This is a genomic window from Micromonospora foliorum (assembly GCF_022229015.1).
Classification (GTDB): Bacteria; Actinomycetota; Actinomycetes; order Mycobacteriales; family Micromonosporaceae; genus Micromonospora; species Micromonospora foliorum.
On record NZ_JAKKFF010000189.1, the window covers coordinates 1 to 15505 of the forward strand.

Genomic DNA, 15505 nt, shown 5'->3' on the forward strand with positions numbered 1-15505 from the left:
TGCTCGCCTCTGCGGTGCTGCTCGCCTCTGCGGTGCTGCTCGCGGGTTCGGTCGGGCTCGCGGCTTCGGTCGGGCTCGGGGCTTCGGTCGGGCTCGCGGCTGTGGTGGTGCTCTGTGCTTCGGTGGTGCTCGCGGCCTTGGCGCTGCTCGCGGGTCTGGTGGGGTTTGCGGCCTTGCTGGAGTTTGCGGCGCGCTTGCGGGGCGCCGGCGTGGCCGGGGTCACCTCGGTGGGCGTCTCGGTTGCCTTCCGGGGAGCCGCCTTGCGAACGGGGGTGGTCCGGGCCTTCGGCGGTGTCGGTGCGGCACCTGTTTCCGGGCCTGGCTGGTCGACGCCCGGCTGTTCTGGTGGCTCCGCACCCGCGTCGGTGGTCGGCTCCGTCGGTGGGCGCCGGGGCTGTGGAGGCAGGGGACGGTCCGGCTCCGGTGGTTGGAAGAGCACCGCCGGGGCGGGCTTGCCCCGTCGAGGGCGCTGGCTGACCGGAGCGGCTGCCGGCGGGGCCGCCGTATCTGCGGGCTCCACCGTCTCGGTGGGCTCGTCGGCCACGATCGGCGGCCGGAAGGTGGCCCGTGGGGAGCGCCGACGCGCTCGTTCAGCAGGCTCTCGACGGGTCGACTCGCTGGGCGGCTGCTCCTGCATATCGATGGAGCGTAGTCCCGATCACGCCGGCGCACAGCGTTGAAACACGGGCGCGGGCGGGCCCTGGTGTGCGTACCCCGGAAGTCGTTTTGCTCCCGGTGGGTGGCGACCTGTATCCTCGGGCGCGGTGGTCTGAGGATCACCAGGGAGACTTCGCCTAGTCTGGTCTATGGCGCCGCACTGCTAATGCGGTTGGGGTCTTAAAGCCCCTCCCGGGTTCGAATCCCGGAGTCTCCGCGCGAAAGCCGGGTGTGTACACTGGCTGAGCACAAGCGCCCGTAGCTCAATGGATAGAGCATCTGACTACGGATCAGAAGGTTAGGGGTTCGAGTCCCTTCGGGCGCACAAGATCATCAGGCGTCTGACCTGCGGAAACGCGGTCAGGCGCTTTTTGTTGATCGTCACGGTTGGACAGTGGGTGTCGCGTGGGTGTCATGTGGGCGCCGTCACTTTCCGTAGTCATGCTTGGGTCGCATGGGTGTTGACCTGCGCTTTTGTGGCGGGGTCACTGGTGCTTGACGGGCGGTGTGCTTGTTTTTTGGGCGGGGTGTGGGGCGGTTGCCCCGGCCGCTCTTCCTGATCTTTTCGCGGGTGCGGCGGGCTGCGGCGAGGACCAGTCGGGCGGTGGCTTCGGCGCATTTACGCTGGGCATATGGCAGGACGCTGGTGTAGGTGTCAGCGGTGGTGACGATGCTTGCGTGGCCGAGTAGGTCTTGCACGGTTTTGAGGTCGGCGCCGGCTTCGTGGGCGAGGGACGCGGCGCCGTGGCGCAGGTCGTGCAGACGGATCGGTGGGATATCGGCTCGCTTGACGAGTTGGGTGAAGTGCCGCGTGGCGTATCCGGGGTGTAGCGGCCTGCCGTCGGGGCGGATGAACACGTAACCGCTGTCATAACAGGCTCTGCCCGCCGCCTCGCGAGCGGCCTGTTGCTGACGCTGACGTCGTAGGTGCTCGCGAAGCACGGCCACGGTGTGTTTATCGAGAGCGACGGCGCGCGTGCTGGCGGCCGTTTTGGGTTCTCCTTCGATGACCTGGTAGCCGACAACGGTGCGGCTGCGGAAGATGAACAGCACGCCGTGGTCGAGGTCGATGTCGGACCAGCGCAGGCCGCATGCCTCGCCGCGACGTAGGCCGCGCAGCGCGATGAGCCACCACAGGGCGAAGAGCCGGTCGGTGGTGACCGCGTCGAGGAACGCGGCGAGATGAGGCGCGGTCCAGACGGCGACCGCTGGCCGTCGACCGGTCGCCCTCCATTCCGCGACCCGTGCCGGTGTCCACACCTTGGCGTGCGGCTTGCGGTAGGACGGGAGTTCGAGGTGCCGGATCGGGTTGGCGTCGAGCAGGCCCTCCCTGACAGCGAGGTTGAGTGCCGCGCGAAGAGTGGTCCGCAGATGCTGCAGGCATGAGGGCGACTGTGGCTGGCCGCGTCCGTTGGTGGTCTGTGCGATGTCGTCGAAGCCGCCGCGGATTCGGCGGATGTTGAGGTCGGCCAGGGTGATCCTGCCCATGTGGGGAATGAGGAACTGTTCGACGTCCCGTGCGTACTGGGCCCTGGTGGTGTCCTTGATCTTGGTGCGGGTGGACAGCCAATATCGCAGCCACCGTTCGAGGGTCCATCCCTGCGCGGTGCGTTCTTCGCCGGTCTGGCTCAGCCAATCGTTGCGCGCCTGGGTGGCGGCAGTCTTGGACCGGAAGCCACCTCGACGGGCCCGTGTCGGCCTGCCGAACGCGTCGGTCGCGGAGCAGGCGAAGTACCAAGTGCCATGGCCGCGTTCCGGCAGGCGTGCGCAGTTGGCTTCGAGCCGCTTCTTGGTTTCATTGTGTCGGCAGCCACACCGCTTGTAGATAGTTCCCGAACTGGCCACGATTCTTCCTTTTTCTTGTGCGCTAAGGAGGTATTTGTGAGGACTAGTCACATTCTTCGTGGTGGTGTTGGGGGGTAGACGGACAGCCAGTCCGTCGCGCGGTGCGGAGCTGGCGGCGACCCCGATCACCAGTACTTGCGGCCGTCCCCAGAGCCAGCCATTATGGACGGACGACGAACAACTCCATCGCTCCCACGCGTCTTCAGACACCCCCATTGGGGAGGGGTCTGTTTAGCGAAGGGTGGAAGCATGGAGAGTGGTTCCCTGATCCGGCTGTTGTGCCTGGTCATCGCCGTCTTGTCGGGCGGCTTGACCGCGACGATTACCAGTTGGATCTCCTGGGCCATCGAGCCGAGCATCGGCCAGGCTTTGCTGTCGGGTGGGGTCGCGTTCGGCGGCTGCTGCGCCCTCGTCCTCACCGCGATCCGGTTCCTGTCCGGCCGCGACGCGTGACGCCCCCGGTATCCGGGCGATCCCTGGCGGGGGCTGGGGTCGTCCGGAGCCGACAACCAAGCAACGCTCGGCCGCCCGGCAAACTTCGTAGGTCGTCCCGAAGCGGTTTCTTGCTCGATGCCGGTGATGAACTGTGCCTATTGGTCGGGACGGGTACCTCGCCCCACGCGCTGACCTGGAGCACCGCGTCGGGGACTTGCTGCGGCGCCTCTGCGGCAGGTTGTGCCCGATGCCACCGCCCACCGTCCGATGCTCATAGCGGCCGGTGAACCGCTTCGGGTATCTGGTGACCATGGGTCCGGTGCTGCATGCTGGTGCCGTAGCGGTAGCACGATGCAACGGGGGAGGCGGCATGGTTCAGCTCCGGCTCGTATCTACCTCCGAACCTCAGCGTATGAGGCTGCCCCTTGCCGACGTCGTGTGCGCGTTGCTTGCCAGCGGCCCGGTGACGCGTGCGCCGGTCGATCCAGCATGGCCGCTGCACCGTGCCTTGCTTGAGCTGCGCGAGAGGGCCTTGGCGACCGGGTTAGCCGATCCGCTGAACGGGGCGCTGACCCGGCCGGACCCGCACGTCGGCGTCCGCGTCGTTGGAGCGGATCAGGCGCTGCGCTCGCTCAGGGTTGAAGGCTTGGTCGTGCCGGTCGGGTCCGGGGCGTCGGCGGGGTGGGAGCTGACCGCCGAGGCCGCGATGGCTGCCAGGCATGGTGGCCTTCGCACCTGTCTGGCTAATCCAGACCTACTGTTTTGGGCTGCTCAACGCTGGAAAGCGTCGCTGTGCGCTGTCGAGAAGGCCCGGTCCAGGGCATCTCGGTCATCGGGATCCACCACAGCTTCGGGTTCGAGTCGTCGCCAGGCTGCGCCATCTCGGTTGCGGTAGAAAACGTTCACGCGCATCCGGCCACGATGTCGCCCGGCGCCCAGCGGCACAGCCTCGACGCGGTAGCAACGGGCTCTTCCATCGCGGCCGGGCAGCCCCGAACCCTCCCACTCGCGGGGCCCGCCGTCGCGGGGCCCGCACAGCCGCCAGTCGATCGTCTTGCACTCCTGTAGCCGGCGAAGCGCGTCAATGGCGGATGCGGGCCTCGATGACGGCGCCTGCGCGGCCATCGACCGGACTGCCCTACGCACCTGCGGATTGACGTGCGGAGGAAACTCGGCGAGGCCGTCCGGGAACGCCCGCCGGTTGCGCCCCAACGCCTCCTCCATCTGGAGGGGGTCCATCCGATCGTAGGGGAACGGTCCTCGCAGCATCTCGAGCAGTGTCACGCCAAGGCTGTAGACGTCCGACCGCGCGTCCAGTACCCCCGACGCGTACTCCGGCGGCCGGTAAAGCAAGGTCCCGCCGTGCGCGCTGCAGGTCGGATCACCGTCCGACAGAGGAGCGGCGGACCCAAGGTCGCTGAGGTACGCCGTCTTGCGGTCCTGATCGAGCAGGATGTTGCCCGGCTTGACGTCGCGGTGCAGAAACTTGTGCTGGATGTGGAGGTGATCGAGCGCGTCCAAGACCTGTCCCGCGAGCAGCAGCGCCCGACGAACCCCGAAGCGGTGGCCCTCCTTCAGCGCGTCGTGGACACTCCCGCCGGGCTGGTAGTCCATGACGAGCGTCAACCCAAAGTTGATCTCGGGGTCCGGCTGGGCGTCGCGGATTCTGACGACATGATCGTGCTGAACCCGGTCGAGCAGCCTCGGCTCCTGATAGGCGACGGCGTCCTCGAGGCCGAGAAGGTCGATGGTCTTCTGCACCAGCATCCGCTGCAGCGGCTCATGCCAGACGAGCCGGACTTCGCCGACTGCACCCCCGGGCAGAGTCCGGAGAAACGAGTACGACGGCTGATCGAGCCGATCGCCGTGAAGCACCTCAGGCCCCCGCCCTCACCGCGGCGGCAGCGAGCGCGGCCAGATTGCGGCCATCGCCCCAGTAGCGGCCACTGCGCGTGACTAGACCCTCGCCGAGCTCCGTCAGCTTCCCGCGCCCAGTCAACGAGAACACGCCCTTGACCGCCTGGTGCGAGATGTACCGGCACGGAATGTCGGCCTTTGCGCACTCCAACCGCAGCAGCGTCTCCATGGCCAGCCGGTCCGTCCACCCGGTGTGCGTGTCCATGTGACTCGAGACGGCTCGCAGGATTACCACCTCAGACCCGCCGGCGTCGCGCAGCGCGCGAGCGGCGTCCTTCCCGAACTCGACCAACCGCTCAGGCTCGGAGAGGCCGTCTCGGAAAGCCAGCCGCTCGGGTTTGCCGTCCAGGATGCCCCCGTCATCGGCGACCACGAGGTACGCGTACGACGACGTGCACGCGACACCGAGCGTAACCATGCTCCACGCCCTCCCGACCTACAGCGGTCCGTCCCCACGCCTACCAGGTAGGTCTGGCACGTGTCGTTTCCCGGCCGGCACCGGGGCCGCAGGCGCGTACCGGACGGATGGTGGAGCGGCCCGACTGCAGGAGGCTTGGGTCGCCAAGGTGCCGCCCGAGCGTCGAAAGGCAGGGCTACCTGGTAGGAGGTCCCCCGACCGACACGCCAAAAAGGTACCGGACGCGCCCCAGTATTAGAAGTTGACATTGTGGACCGAGCACGCACGCCTACCCGAGCTGACCGAATAGGACACTCGTCGAGCACACACCGAGGCGCTGTCGTGCGGACCCCCGCCTAGCTGGCAGGGGTGGACGATGCGGTGGTGGTGCGGGTGAGCATGCCCATAGCGGCGAAGGCGCAGCATCCGGCGACAGCGACGAGTAGCGGTGTCCAGGCGGTGGTGGTGTGCAGGAGGGTGGCGGCGGCGAGGGGCGCGGCGGCTTTGGCGATGGTGACGGGGGCCGTGAGTCGGCCGGCGATGGTGGCGTAGGCGGTGGTGCCGTACCGGTCGGTGAGTAGGGCGGGGGTCGCGAGGCTGGTGATGCCGAAGCCGAGTCCGAAGCCGATGACGGTGATGGCCGCGCCGGTGCGGGTGCCGGCGAGCAGCGGCATGGCGAGCACCGCGGCGGCCTGGGTGGCGAAGACCGCGGCGACGATGGTGGTGACGCGCAGGTGTCGGCGGGCGGCGGTGAGGACGAGTCGTCCGGTGACGGACAGGACGCCGAGCAGCCCGGTCAGGGTGGCGGCGACGGTGGCGGGGTGGCCGCGGCTGGTGAGGTAGCCGATGAGGTGCACGGTCATGGTGCTGGTGGCCGCGCCGTGAGCGATCAGGGTCGCGGCGAGGATCCAGAACCCGGTGTCGCGCATCGCGGCCCGGGCCACAGCGCGCCGCTGGGCATGCCCTGACCGCTCGGTGCCGGCGGGCGCCGTCGTCGTTGCCAGTCGGGGCCGGCGGATGGTGAGGGCGTGCAGCGGCACGGTGACCGCGCCGTGGATGGCGGCGAGGACGAGCAGGGCGCCGCGCCAGCCGAGGTGGGCGGCCAGGATACCGGTGAGGGGCATGAAGATGGTGCTGGCGAACCCGGCGACGATCGTGACGACCAGCAGGGCGGTGGCGCGCCGCTGGGGGGTGAACCAGGCGACGATGACGGCGAACGCGGGTTCGTAGAGGACCATCGCGCCGGTGATCCCGATGCCGATCATCACCGCGTACAGCTGTTCGATGGTGTGGACCTGGGACCAGGCGATCAGCAGGGCGGTGGCGGTGATCGAGCCGGCGGTCATCAGCGCGCGTCCGCCGTGGTGGTCGAGCCACCGTCCGACGGGGATCGCCGCGAGGGCGCCAGCAAGGACACTCGCGGTGAGCGCGCCGGTGACGGCGGTGGTGGAGGCGCCGAGGGTGGCGGCCATCGGGGTGAGCAGGACGGCGTAGGCGTAGTAGAGGGTGCCGTAGCCGATGGTGGAGGTGACGGCGAGGGCGGCGACGATCCGCCACCCGTGGTGCCCGCCAACAACAGGGTCGGCGGGCACCGTGACGGTGGTGGGCATCAGCTGGCGCAGCAGCCGCCGGTCTGCGTGTCGGCGGGTGCGGCGTCGAGGGTGAGCAGGCTCAACGGTGCGGCGAGCAGCCCGCCGGAGATGCCGGTGGCCAGGCCCCGTCCGGAGCTCTGGGCGGCCGGTGCCGGCCCGCAGCAGCTGTCGGCGGTGGCGGACTCGTCCGGGTTGCTGTTGCACACCCCGGTCTCGGGGAGGTCGAGTTGGACGTCGCGGGCGGCTGCCCAGTCGCCGGCGAGGGCGGCGACGACGGAGCGGACCTGCTCGTAACCGGTGGCCATCAGGAACGTTGGCGCCCGCCCGTAGGACTTCATCCCGACGGCGTAGTAGCCCGCCTCGGGGTGGGTGAGCGCGTCCACGCCGTGTGGGGGCACGGTGCCGCAGGAGTGCTCGTTGGGGTCGATCAGCGGGGCCAGGGCGCGGGTGGCGCCCAGGACCGGGTCAAGGTCGAGGCGCAGTTCGGCGGCGATGGAGTGGTCGGGGCGGAAGCCGGTTGCCGCGACGATCCGGTCCACGGTGACGGACTCTTCGCCGCCGTCGGCGTGGCGCACGACCACGCTGACCCGACCGTCGGTGGGGGTGAGGGCGTGCACGGCGAAACCGGTGAGCAGGCGGATCCGGCCGGCGTCGACGTGCGCGCGTAGCCGGGAGCCCAGGGCACCGCGTGCGGGTAGAGCATCGGCGTCCCCGCCGCCGTAGGTGCGCGACGGTGAGGCGGTGCGGATCGCCCAGGTCACCTCGGTGCCCGGCGTGGACTCGGCCAACTCGGCCAGGGACAGCAGCGTGTTCGCGGCAGAGTGGCCGGCCCCGACGACGAGGGTGTGCCGGCCGGCGAACCGGTCCCGGGCCGCGCCGAGAACATCGGGCAACGCGTGCTCTAGGAACGCAGCGACACTGCTCTCACCGCGGGCGGGCAACCCGGACGCGCCCAGGACATTGGGGGTGTCCCACGTGCCGGAAGCGTCGATGACGGCACGGGCGTGGATCTCCTGGCCGTCGGCGAGGCGGACGAGGAATGGCGTGGTGTCGCGGCCGGCGGTGCGCAGCCGGTCGAGGCCGAGGCGGCTGATCGCCTCGACGCGGGCGCCGTAGCGCAGGTGCGGCTTGAGCTGCGGCACCTCCGCCAGGGGCTGGAGGTAGTCGTCGGCCAACTCGGCGCCGGTGGGCAGGTCCTCAAGGTCGGGGGCGACCCACCCGGCGTCGTCGAGGAGTCGGCGGGCGGCGGGGTCGATGTTGTAGCGCCAGGGGGAGAAGACCCGGACATGTCCCCACTGCCGTACGGCGGCGGCGGGGGTGTCGCCGGCTTCTAGGACGAGGAACGGTAGGTCACGCTCGTGTAGGTGCGCGGCGGCGGCCAGGCCGACCGGTCCGGTGCCGATCACCACGACGGGCAGGTCATGCAGGGCGTTCATCAGGTATCTCCTCTGTGTCGAGGGTTGTCGAATCAGACAGGTAGACGGCGGCGGTGCGGCGGGGTCGAGGGTTGGTCAGGTGATGACGGGGCTGCGGCGCTCCAGCAGGATCACGTCGCGCCACCGGCCGTGGTGGCGGGCGACCCGTTCGCGTACGCCGATGACCCGGAAACCGGCGCGCTCGTGCAGGCGGAGGCTGGCGGTGTTCTCGCCGAAGACACCGGACTGGATGGTCCAGACGCCGGCGGCTTCGGTGGAGGCGATCAGGGCGTCGAGCAGGAGGCGGGCGACGCCGCGGCCGCGGGCGGTGGGGTCGACGTAGATGGAGTGCTCGACCACGCCGGCGTAGACCGCGCGGGCGGAGGTGGGCGAGACGGCGACCCACCCGATCACCGTGGTGTCGCCGTCGACGGCGACGAGGCGGTGCGCGGGTAGTTTGCCGGCGTCAAACTGCGCCCACGTCGGCGCCGTGGTCTCGAAGCTGGCGTCGCCGCCGTCGAGGCCGGCCTGGTAGATCGCGAGCACCCGTGCGGCGTCGCCGGCCGTCATGGGGCGAACGGTGACCTCAGCCATCAGCACGCTCCGTTCGGGTGGGGGGCGGGTCGGCCCATGACGACGTCGGCGGCGGAGGGGAAGCAGTCGACGCAGGCGTCGTTGATCCGGTAGTGCCGGGCGGTGCCGACCGCCTCGACGAGGACGAACCGCACCTCGGTGAGGATCTTCAGATGCTGCGAGACGGTGGACTGGGCCAGGCCGATCGCGGCGACGATCTCGCCGACGCTCATCGGTCGGGCGTGACGGGCGAGGTACTCGACGATCTGAACCCGGGTCGGGTCCGCGAGGGCCCGGAACCACGACGCGTACTGCTGCGCGGTGCTCCGGTCGAGCAACTCGTCCACAACCCCACCCCTTCTATCGTTTATCGCCGATCGGCGATGAAAGTGTAGCGGGCGCCGAAGCGGCCAGGTGAACGGTGGCGACAACGAGGCGGGCGATCGCCTTCAGGGTGTGCGGGTCTACGCGGTCCGGGGTGTCGGCGGGGCTGTGGTAGCCGGCCATGCCGGCGCCGATGCCCACCGCCGCGAGGCCGGCGGCGGCGTAGCGGCGGTTGTCGGAGGCGACTGGCCCGGCGGCGAGCGGAAGGCCGGTGTGCCGCCCGGCCTGGTCGAGCAGCGCGAGCAGCGCGGGGGCCGGCCCGCCGGCCTCGACCGCGGCGGCTTGGTCGAGCAGCCCCGCGCCGTCGATGTTGATGACCAGCGGCCGAACGTCGCCGGACTGCAGCTGTTGGCTGTGGTGGGCCGAGCCCAGCGCACCGACCTCCTCGGCGTCGAGCAGCGCGACCGCTACCCCGACCCCCGCAGGGCGGGCGGCGGCAAGGATGCGGGCGGCTTCCAGGACCACCGCGACGCCGCTGGCGTTGTCGGACGCCCCGGGCTGACGCAGGCCGGGATGGTCGCCGACGCCGTCGTAGTGCGCGGTCAGCAACACCTCGATCCCACCCGGCTCAGCCGCCGGGAACCTCGCGTGGATGTTGGCGCCGGTCACGTCGCGGCGGCGCAGTGGGGTGTTCGCGCTCCACCAACCCGCACTGGTGGCGGCGGCCAGGACGGCGCGGTGGGTGCCGGCGTCGAGGGTCAGGATGGGCAGCGGTCCCGGGTCCGGTCCGGCGAGGACCGTGTACTGCCAGCCGTCGGCGTCGACAGCCCGGCTCACCAGCAGACCCGCGGCGCCCGAGGCGTCGCGGGCGGCGTCGAGAGGGTTCCCGCCCGCAGGCACCACCAGCCACCGGCCGGTCGGGTCGTTGCTGCCGGCCACACCCAACGGGCCGCGCCTGACCTCAGACGTGTCGGCTGAGGTGGAGTGGACCGCGACCTCGCGGCCGAAGGTCAGCCGCGTCGAGGTCTCACCCTCACCCCAGACGACCGCCGGCGCCGCGTACAGCTCGGGCACGTTGCGGACCGGGAAGTCATCAGTGTCGACCGCCGCGCCGAGGTCGGCGAGGTGCGCGACGAGCCAGGCGCGGGCGGCGGCGCCGCCGGCCGTGCCGACCCGCCGGCCGGTGAATTCAGCCGAGGCGAGAGCAGTGACCGTGGCGGCCATCCGCTCTGCCGACACCAGGGGAAGTAGCGCGTCAAGGTGGGCGACCGACTCCGATCCGGCGGTCATCCGCAGCACCCCTGACCCGTCGTGACGGCTTCGGTCTTCGCCTCGGTGCCGCAGCAGGAGCCGGCCGCTTCGGCGGCCTGCTGGCTGCCGCAGCACGGCCCCGCCGTCGGCAACTGCCCAGCGGGCGGGAGGATCGAGCCGACCGCCTGCGCGGGGCTGCCGCAGCAGGAACCGGAGCCGCTCACGGCCAGGGCGGCGACCGGATCACCGGCGAACCCGCCCGCCGTCGCGGGGCTGATCTGGGTGTTCTCGCTCATCACACAACCTTTCGGTTACCGGGCGCCGATCAGGGCGTAGGCGGTGTCACGGACCTGGTCGAAGCGCCGCTGCGCCCGCTGCGCCGCGGTGGACACCCGCGCGCAGGAGTCACAGAACCGCGCCCCCGCCTGGGCTTTCGCCGTACGTCGTGCTGTGCCGAACATGACGACTCCCTTCCCACGACGCCTGTCTCGACGTCTGTCGAATCAGAGAGTTGCACGCTGCTTAGACACCTGTCAACCTAGAGGCATGTCAAAGCAAGCCGGGTCGCTTCCCGTCATCGACCTCACCGCCGACACGCCGTGCTGCCCGCCGCTGGCGCAGAGCCCGGTGCCGGCGCAGACCGCCGCGGTGCTCGCGCTGGCGTTCAAGGCGCTCGGCGACCCGGTGCGGCTGCAGCTGATGTCGATGATCGCCTCCGCGAAGAGCGGGGAGGCGTGCGTCTGCGACCTGACCCCGGCGTTCGACCTGACCGGGCCGACGATCTCGCACCACCTCAAGACGCTGCGCGAGGCCGGCCTCGTCGACGCCGAACGCCGCGGCACCTGGGTGTACTACCGGGCCCGGCCGGCCATCCTGCGTCAGCTCGCCGGACTGCTCAGCGTCGAACCGGCCGCCGTGGCCTGAGGCCTGCGCGGCGACCCGGGGCGGGTAGGCGCTCGGCCAGGGCGGTGGCGACGTGGGTGGCGTCGCGGCCGACGCCGCGCAGGGTGTTCGACGCGAACGAGCGTTGGAACTCCAGCCCCAGGTAGGTCAGCGTGGGGTGGGTGGTGGAGATCCCGCCGACGTGTTCGGGCGTGCCGTCAGCGGTGAGGGCGCCGAGCGTGGCGAGGTATCCGAGGTTCGGCCGGTAGCCGGTCGCGAAGATCACCGCGTCGACCGGCTCGCACGTGCCGTCGGGCCATCTGACGCCCTCGGGGGTGAAGGCGGTGACCATGTCCCGGCGGTCGAGCAGGCCGCGGGCGATGGCGTCGCGGTAGACGCCGGTGTCGAGCACCGCGGCATGACGGATCAGGCGGGTGAGCACCGCGCGCGGGAGGCGGTCAGCCCCGGTGACATCCAGCCAGTGGTGCAGGTCCCGGCCGCGGATGCGCTGCGGCACGAACTGGATCGGCGCCCGGGTCGCCAGGGTGACCCGTGCGGTCGGCGCCAACTCGTGGGCGACCTGGACGGCGGAGTTCCCGGCGCCGACCACGATGACCCGCTTGCCGGCGTACGTCTCGGGCCGCCGGTATTGCGCGACGTGGCGCACCTCGCCGGTGTAGTCGCCGAGACCGGGCAGCGCCGGCAGGTGCGGGTTGCCGAACGAGCCGCTGGCCGCGATGATCCCCGCCGCCGCGATCTCGTCGCCGCTGTCGGTGCTCACCAGATAGCCGCCGCCGGGGCGTTGACGCACGGCGGCGACCCGTACGCCGGTACGGATCTCGGCGTCGATCCCGCTGGCGTAGCGACGCAGGTAGGCGACGACCTCGTCACGCGTCGGGTACCGCTGCGGATCGCCCCCGTCGAACGCCAGGCCTGCCAGGGCGCTGAAGCGGGCCGGGGAGAACAGGGTGAGGCTGTCGTAGTAGTCCGGCCACGAACCCACCGCCTCGGCGCCTGCCTCCAGCACGAGGGGGCGCAGGCCAGCGGTCAGGGCGGCGTGGGCGGCGGCGAGGCCGGACTGGCCGCCGCCGACGATGATCACAGGATCTCCAGAGGTGGTCACGCCAATATCGTATCGTCATTTCGTTGAATGACAATATGACTGCGGTGCGGGAAGGTGTCAGGCATGGATGAGCCTTCGCCCTCGCAGGTGACCCCGCGCGCGACGGCGCCGCCCGGCGGCCCGAGCGGGTTGGCGCCGGACACCCAGGAGTTCCTCAAGGCGCTGGGCAGTCCCACCCGCCAACGGATCATGATGCTGTTCGCCCAAGGTGCCGAGCTGTCCGTCGGGCACGTCGCCAAGCGCATCGGGATCAGCCAGGCGACCGCGTCGCAGCAGCTGACCCTGCTGCGACGGGGGCGGGTCGTTGCCTCGCGGCGCGACGGCAAGACGGTCTACTACCGGGCCGACCGCGACGGCGCGCAGGCAGCGCTGGCCGAACTGCAGTCCTACCTCAAGACCTGCTGCTGAACCGACCTCGTCCCGAGGGCGGCAGACTGCCCGGCGACGTCAAGCACCGCGGCACCTGGGTGTACTACCGCGCCAGGGGGCCATCTTGCGCCAACTTGCCGCTCTGCTCACCGTCGACGGCACCAGGCGTGACCGCAGCTTGGGTCCGTTCACGACGACGGCGATCCGGGGACAGCCGTATTTGCCAGCAACGGTGCGGATCAGGCGGCGGCTCGCCCGGATCATGCGACCGGCCATCAAAGCGGTCATTCGGCCGTGGCGTGGCGCCACACCTTGATCGAGGAGAGCACCAGCAACGCGGCGAGGCCGGGGATGAGGATGGCGTCGGGAACGACGCCGAGCAGCAGCCCGCCCAGGATGGCGCCGGCGATCGACCCGCTGGCGAAGGCGCCAGCGAGGCGGGCATGACGGCGCAGAACAACGAAGCTGCCGTCGCGGCTGTAGCGGGCGAACGCGACGAGCATGGTCGGCAGGGACACCGCCAAGGACAGGCTTCCGGCGATCTTGATGTCGGTGCCGAACAGCAGCACGATCGTCGGAATCAGCAGTTCCCCACCGGCGACGCCCATGATCGCGGCGACGACGCCGATGAAGAAGCCGGCGACCACGCCGGCCGCGATGACCGCCACCGGGGTCAGCGTGAGCTGCCCGAGCGTGCCGACATGATTGCCGATCAGCGCCGCGGCGATGAGCACCAAGAGCGCGGCCAGGACGCGGTAGAGCGTCGATGAGCGCATTCGGGTGGCCCAGGACGCGCCAACCCACGCGCCGAACAGGCTGCCGGCCAGCAGATTGAGCACCACGCTCCAGTGCGGGGCCAGCGCGGACAGGGGCACTGCGGCGAGGCGGGCGGGCAGGGCGGTGAGGACCACCACCAGGCTGAGCGCCTTGTTGAGGATCACGGCCTGGAGCGCGGCGAACCCGAACAGCGTGATCAGCAGGGGTAGCCGGAACTCGGCGCCGCCGAGACCGATCATGCCGCCGAGTACCCCGACGGCGGCGCCGGCTGCGACAGCCAGCAGCAACGAGGAGCGACCCACGAGGTGGCGGGCGGCGGGCGGTGTCAGCACCGCTCGAACCCTACGAGGCCGCGGTGAAACCCAATAGAGCTGAGCGACTACCGGCCACCTCGAAGCAGGTCATCGGGTGGACGGCCCAGGCGACGGGTCAACGCCCAGCAGCGTCAAGTTCTCCCGCCCTGAACTGCGAAGGCGCACCCAGGAGCACCTCCCTCACTCCCGTTTGACATTCAGGTGATCACTCAGTAATCATTGAGTCAATGACTACTGAGTTGGCTTCCTTGCAGGGGCGCGCCCGGATCCACGCCGCGCTCGGCGACCCGGCGCGCCTGGCGATCGTGGACGCGCTCACCCTCGGCGACGCCTCCCCGGGAGAGATCGCCCAGGACCTTCAGATGCCGACCAACCTGGTCGCCCACCACGTCAAGGTGCTCACCGAAGCTGGCTTGGTCGGGCGCGGCCGGTCCGAGGGCGATCGGCGTCGCACCTACCTGCGGCTGCGGCCCGAGGCCCTCGTCGCGCTGAACCCGGCGCCGTTGACCGGGGTGCGGCGGGTGGTGTTCGTGTGCACCCGCAACTCCGCCCGCTCGCAACTGGCCGCCGCCCTCTGGTCGGATCGCACCCACACCGCAGCGGCGTCCGCGGGCACGAAACCCGCCCAGCGGGTCCACCCGCGTGCCGTCGCCGTCGCCCACCGGCACGGGCTGGCACTGAACCCGACCGGCACCTTTCACATCGCCGACATCGTCCGCGACGACGACCTGGTCATCGCCGTCTGCGACAACGCCCACGAGGAACTCACCGGCCCGGTCCGGCCTCGGCTGCACTGGTCGGTGCCCGACCCGGTCCGGGCCGACACCGACGACGCGTTCGAGGCCGCGTTCGCCGACCTCGCCGCCCGCGTCGAGCGCGTCGCCCCCGTCATCACCCCCGCCATGGATCCGGGAGGACACCGTGACTGACACCAGCCCCCACCCGCTTCAGGAAATCTCCGTCGACCAGCAGGTCGCCCTGCGCACCGCGGCCACACGCCTCGCCGCCGAATTCGCCGGCATCTACGGCGCCGAGACCATCGAGGCGTTCCTGCAGTCCAGCTACGACCAGTTCGCCACCGCCGGCAGCATCCCCAACTACCTGCCCCTGCTCGCCGAGCGGTTCGCCCGCCAGCGCCTGCGCGCCCTCGCCCGGGTCGAGGGTCACCACCGCGACGGCCGCCCGGTGGTGCTGTTCCTCTGCACCCACAACGCCGGCCGCTCCCAGATGGCGTTGGGCTTCTTCACCCACCTCGCCGGCGACAACGCCGTGGCGTGGTCCGGGGGGAGCGAGCCCGGCATCGAGGTCAACCCCGCCGCGATCGCGGCGATGACCGAACGCGGCATCGACATCACCGACGAGTTCCCCAAGCCCTGGACCGACGAGGTGATCCGCGCCGCCGACGTCGTGATCACCATGGGCTGCGGCGACGCCTGCCCGGTCTTTCCCGGCACCCGCTACGAGAACTGGGACCTCGACGACCCCGCCGACCAGAGCCTGACCGACGTCCGGCCGATCCGCGACGAGATCGAACGCCGCGTCCGCCGCCTGCTCGACGACCTGAACGTCACCGCCACCCGATAGACCCGCCGGCCCGACATCGGCTCGCACCGTCAGCGCACTAGGAGAGAACC

At 70.7% G+C, this 15505-nt stretch carries 17 protein-coding genes, 2 tRNA genes and 1 pseudogene; 7 read left to right on the forward strand and 13 right to left on the reverse strand.

Annotated elements, in window-relative coordinates:
• Positions 1–544 (reverse strand): annotated as a pseudogene (locus PSH25_RS15080) (hypothetical protein); the annotation flags it as partial.
• Between the two features lie 239 nt (positions 545–783).
• Here PSH25_RS15080 and PSH25_RS15085 point away from each other — a divergent pair.
• A tRNA-Ser gene (locus tag PSH25_RS15085) sits at positions 784–874 on the forward strand.
• A gap of 35 nt (positions 875–909) precedes the next feature.
• Positions 910–982 (forward strand) — tRNA-Arg (locus PSH25_RS15090).
• 101 nt (positions 983–1083) lie between these two features.
• On the opposite strand, the gene PSH25_RS15095 is transcribed toward PSH25_RS15090, so the two are convergent.
• Complete coding sequence (locus tag PSH25_RS15095) at positions 1084–2502, reverse strand: tyrosine-type recombinase/integrase (protein WP_238659689.1); 1419 nt, start codon at positions 2500–2502, stop codon at positions 1084–1086.
• 249 nt (positions 2503–2751) lie between these two features.
• Between PSH25_RS15095 and PSH25_RS15100 the strand changes: the two genes are divergently transcribed.
• Positions 2752–2955, forward strand: a complete 204-nt coding sequence (locus tag PSH25_RS15100) for a hypothetical protein (protein ID WP_238659690.1) — start codon at positions 2752–2754, stop codon at positions 2953–2955.
• 753 nt (positions 2956–3708) lie between these two features.
• Here the strand turns inward: PSH25_RS15100 and PSH25_RS15105 are convergent.
• From PSH25_RS15105 to PSH25_RS15145, 9 genes are all read right to left on the reverse strand, one after another.
• Complete coding sequence (locus tag PSH25_RS15105) at positions 3709–4812, reverse strand: serine/threonine-protein kinase (protein WP_238659691.1); 1104 nt, start codon at positions 4810–4812, stop codon at positions 3709–3711.
• A 1-nt stretch (position 4813) separates the two neighbouring features.
• Positions 4814–5227 (reverse strand): hypothetical protein, encoded by a 414-nt coding sequence (locus PSH25_RS15110; RefSeq protein WP_238659692.1) that lies wholly within the window; start codon positions 5225–5227, stop codon positions 4814–4816.
• 380 nt (positions 5228–5607) lie between these two features.
• Entirely contained in the window at positions 5608–6861 is a 1254-nt protein-coding gene (locus PSH25_RS15115; protein WP_238659693.1) for an MFS transporter, read from the reverse strand.
• Positions 6861–8279 carry an NAD(P)-binding domain-containing protein gene (locus PSH25_RS15120; RefSeq protein ID WP_238659694.1) on the reverse strand — a complete coding sequence of 473 codons (1419 nt, stop codon included), beginning with the start codon at positions 8277–8279 and terminating at the stop codon, positions 6861–6863. Before PSH25_RS15120 ends, PSH25_RS15115 begins: the two co-directional genes overlap by 1 nt.
• A 75-nt stretch (positions 8280–8354) precedes the next feature.
• The gene (locus tag PSH25_RS15125) at positions 8355–8852 is read right to left on the reverse strand and encodes a GNAT family N-acetyltransferase (RefSeq protein ID WP_238659695.1); all 498 of its coding nucleotides are present in this window, start codon (positions 8850–8852) and stop codon (positions 8355–8357) included.
• The gene (locus PSH25_RS15130; protein WP_196928529.1) at positions 8852–9178 is read right to left on the reverse strand and encodes an ArsR/SmtB family transcription factor; all 327 of its coding nucleotides are present in this window, start codon (positions 9176–9178) and stop codon (positions 8852–8854) included. Before PSH25_RS15130 ends, PSH25_RS15125 begins: the two co-directional genes overlap by 1 nt.
• A 13-nt stretch (positions 9179–9191) precedes the next feature.
• On the reverse strand, positions 9192–10445 hold the full coding sequence (locus PSH25_RS15135) for a M28 family metallopeptidase (RefSeq protein WP_238659696.1): 1254 nt from the start codon (positions 10443–10445) through the stop codon (positions 9192–9194).
• Positions 10442–10702, reverse strand: a complete 261-nt coding sequence (locus PSH25_RS15140) for a hypothetical protein (RefSeq protein ID WP_238659697.1) — start codon at positions 10700–10702, stop codon at positions 10442–10444. Before PSH25_RS15140 ends, PSH25_RS15135 begins: the two co-directional genes overlap by 4 nt.
• Before the next feature lie 15 nt (positions 10703–10717).
• Positions 10718–10867 carry a hypothetical protein gene (locus tag PSH25_RS15145; RefSeq protein WP_238659698.1) on the reverse strand — a complete coding sequence of 50 codons (150 nt, stop codon included), beginning with the start codon at positions 10865–10867 and terminating at the stop codon, positions 10718–10720.
• Between the two features lie 85 nt (positions 10868–10952).
• On the opposite strand from PSH25_RS15145, the gene PSH25_RS15150 reads away from it, so the two are divergent.
• A complete protein-coding gene (locus PSH25_RS15150; protein ID WP_238659699.1) occupies positions 10953–11330 on the forward strand; it encodes an ArsR/SmtB family transcription factor in 378 nt (125 codons plus the stop codon).
• Here the strand turns inward: PSH25_RS15150 and PSH25_RS15155 are convergent.
• Positions 11302–12411 (reverse strand): flavin-containing monooxygenase, encoded by a 1110-nt coding sequence (locus PSH25_RS15155; protein WP_238659700.1) that lies wholly within the window; start codon positions 12409–12411, stop codon positions 11302–11304. The genes PSH25_RS15150 and PSH25_RS15155 overlap by 29 nt on opposite strands.
• A gap of 63 nt (positions 12412–12474) precedes the next feature.
• Between PSH25_RS15155 and PSH25_RS15160 the strand changes: the two genes are divergently transcribed.
• Positions 12475–12819: an ArsR/SmtB family transcription factor gene (locus PSH25_RS15160; RefSeq protein ID WP_238659701.1), complete on the forward strand. Its 345-nt coding sequence runs from the start codon at positions 12475–12477 to the stop codon at positions 12817–12819.
• 245 nt (positions 12820–13064) lie between these two features.
• On the opposite strand, the gene PSH25_RS15165 is transcribed toward PSH25_RS15160, so the two are convergent.
• Positions 13065–13889, reverse strand: coding sequence for a sulfite exporter TauE/SafE family protein (locus tag PSH25_RS15165; protein WP_238659702.1), 825 nt, complete (start codon positions 13887–13889; stop codon positions 13065–13067).
• Positions 13890–14098: 209 nt separating this feature from the next.
• Between PSH25_RS15165 and PSH25_RS15170 the strand changes: the two genes are divergently transcribed.
• Together PSH25_RS15170 and PSH25_RS15175 are read left to right on the forward strand one after the other, a co-directional pair.
• Complete coding sequence (locus PSH25_RS15170; protein WP_238659703.1) at positions 14099–14800, forward strand: arsenate reductase/protein-tyrosine-phosphatase family protein; 702 nt, start codon at positions 14099–14101, stop codon at positions 14798–14800.
• The gene (locus PSH25_RS15175; RefSeq protein WP_308193671.1) at positions 14793–15455 is read left to right on the forward strand and encodes an arsenate reductase ArsC; all 663 of its coding nucleotides are present in this window, start codon (positions 14793–14795) and stop codon (positions 15453–15455) included. The genes PSH25_RS15170 and PSH25_RS15175 overlap by 8 nt, the downstream gene beginning before the upstream one ends.
• Positions 15456–15505: the final 50 nt, after the last annotated feature.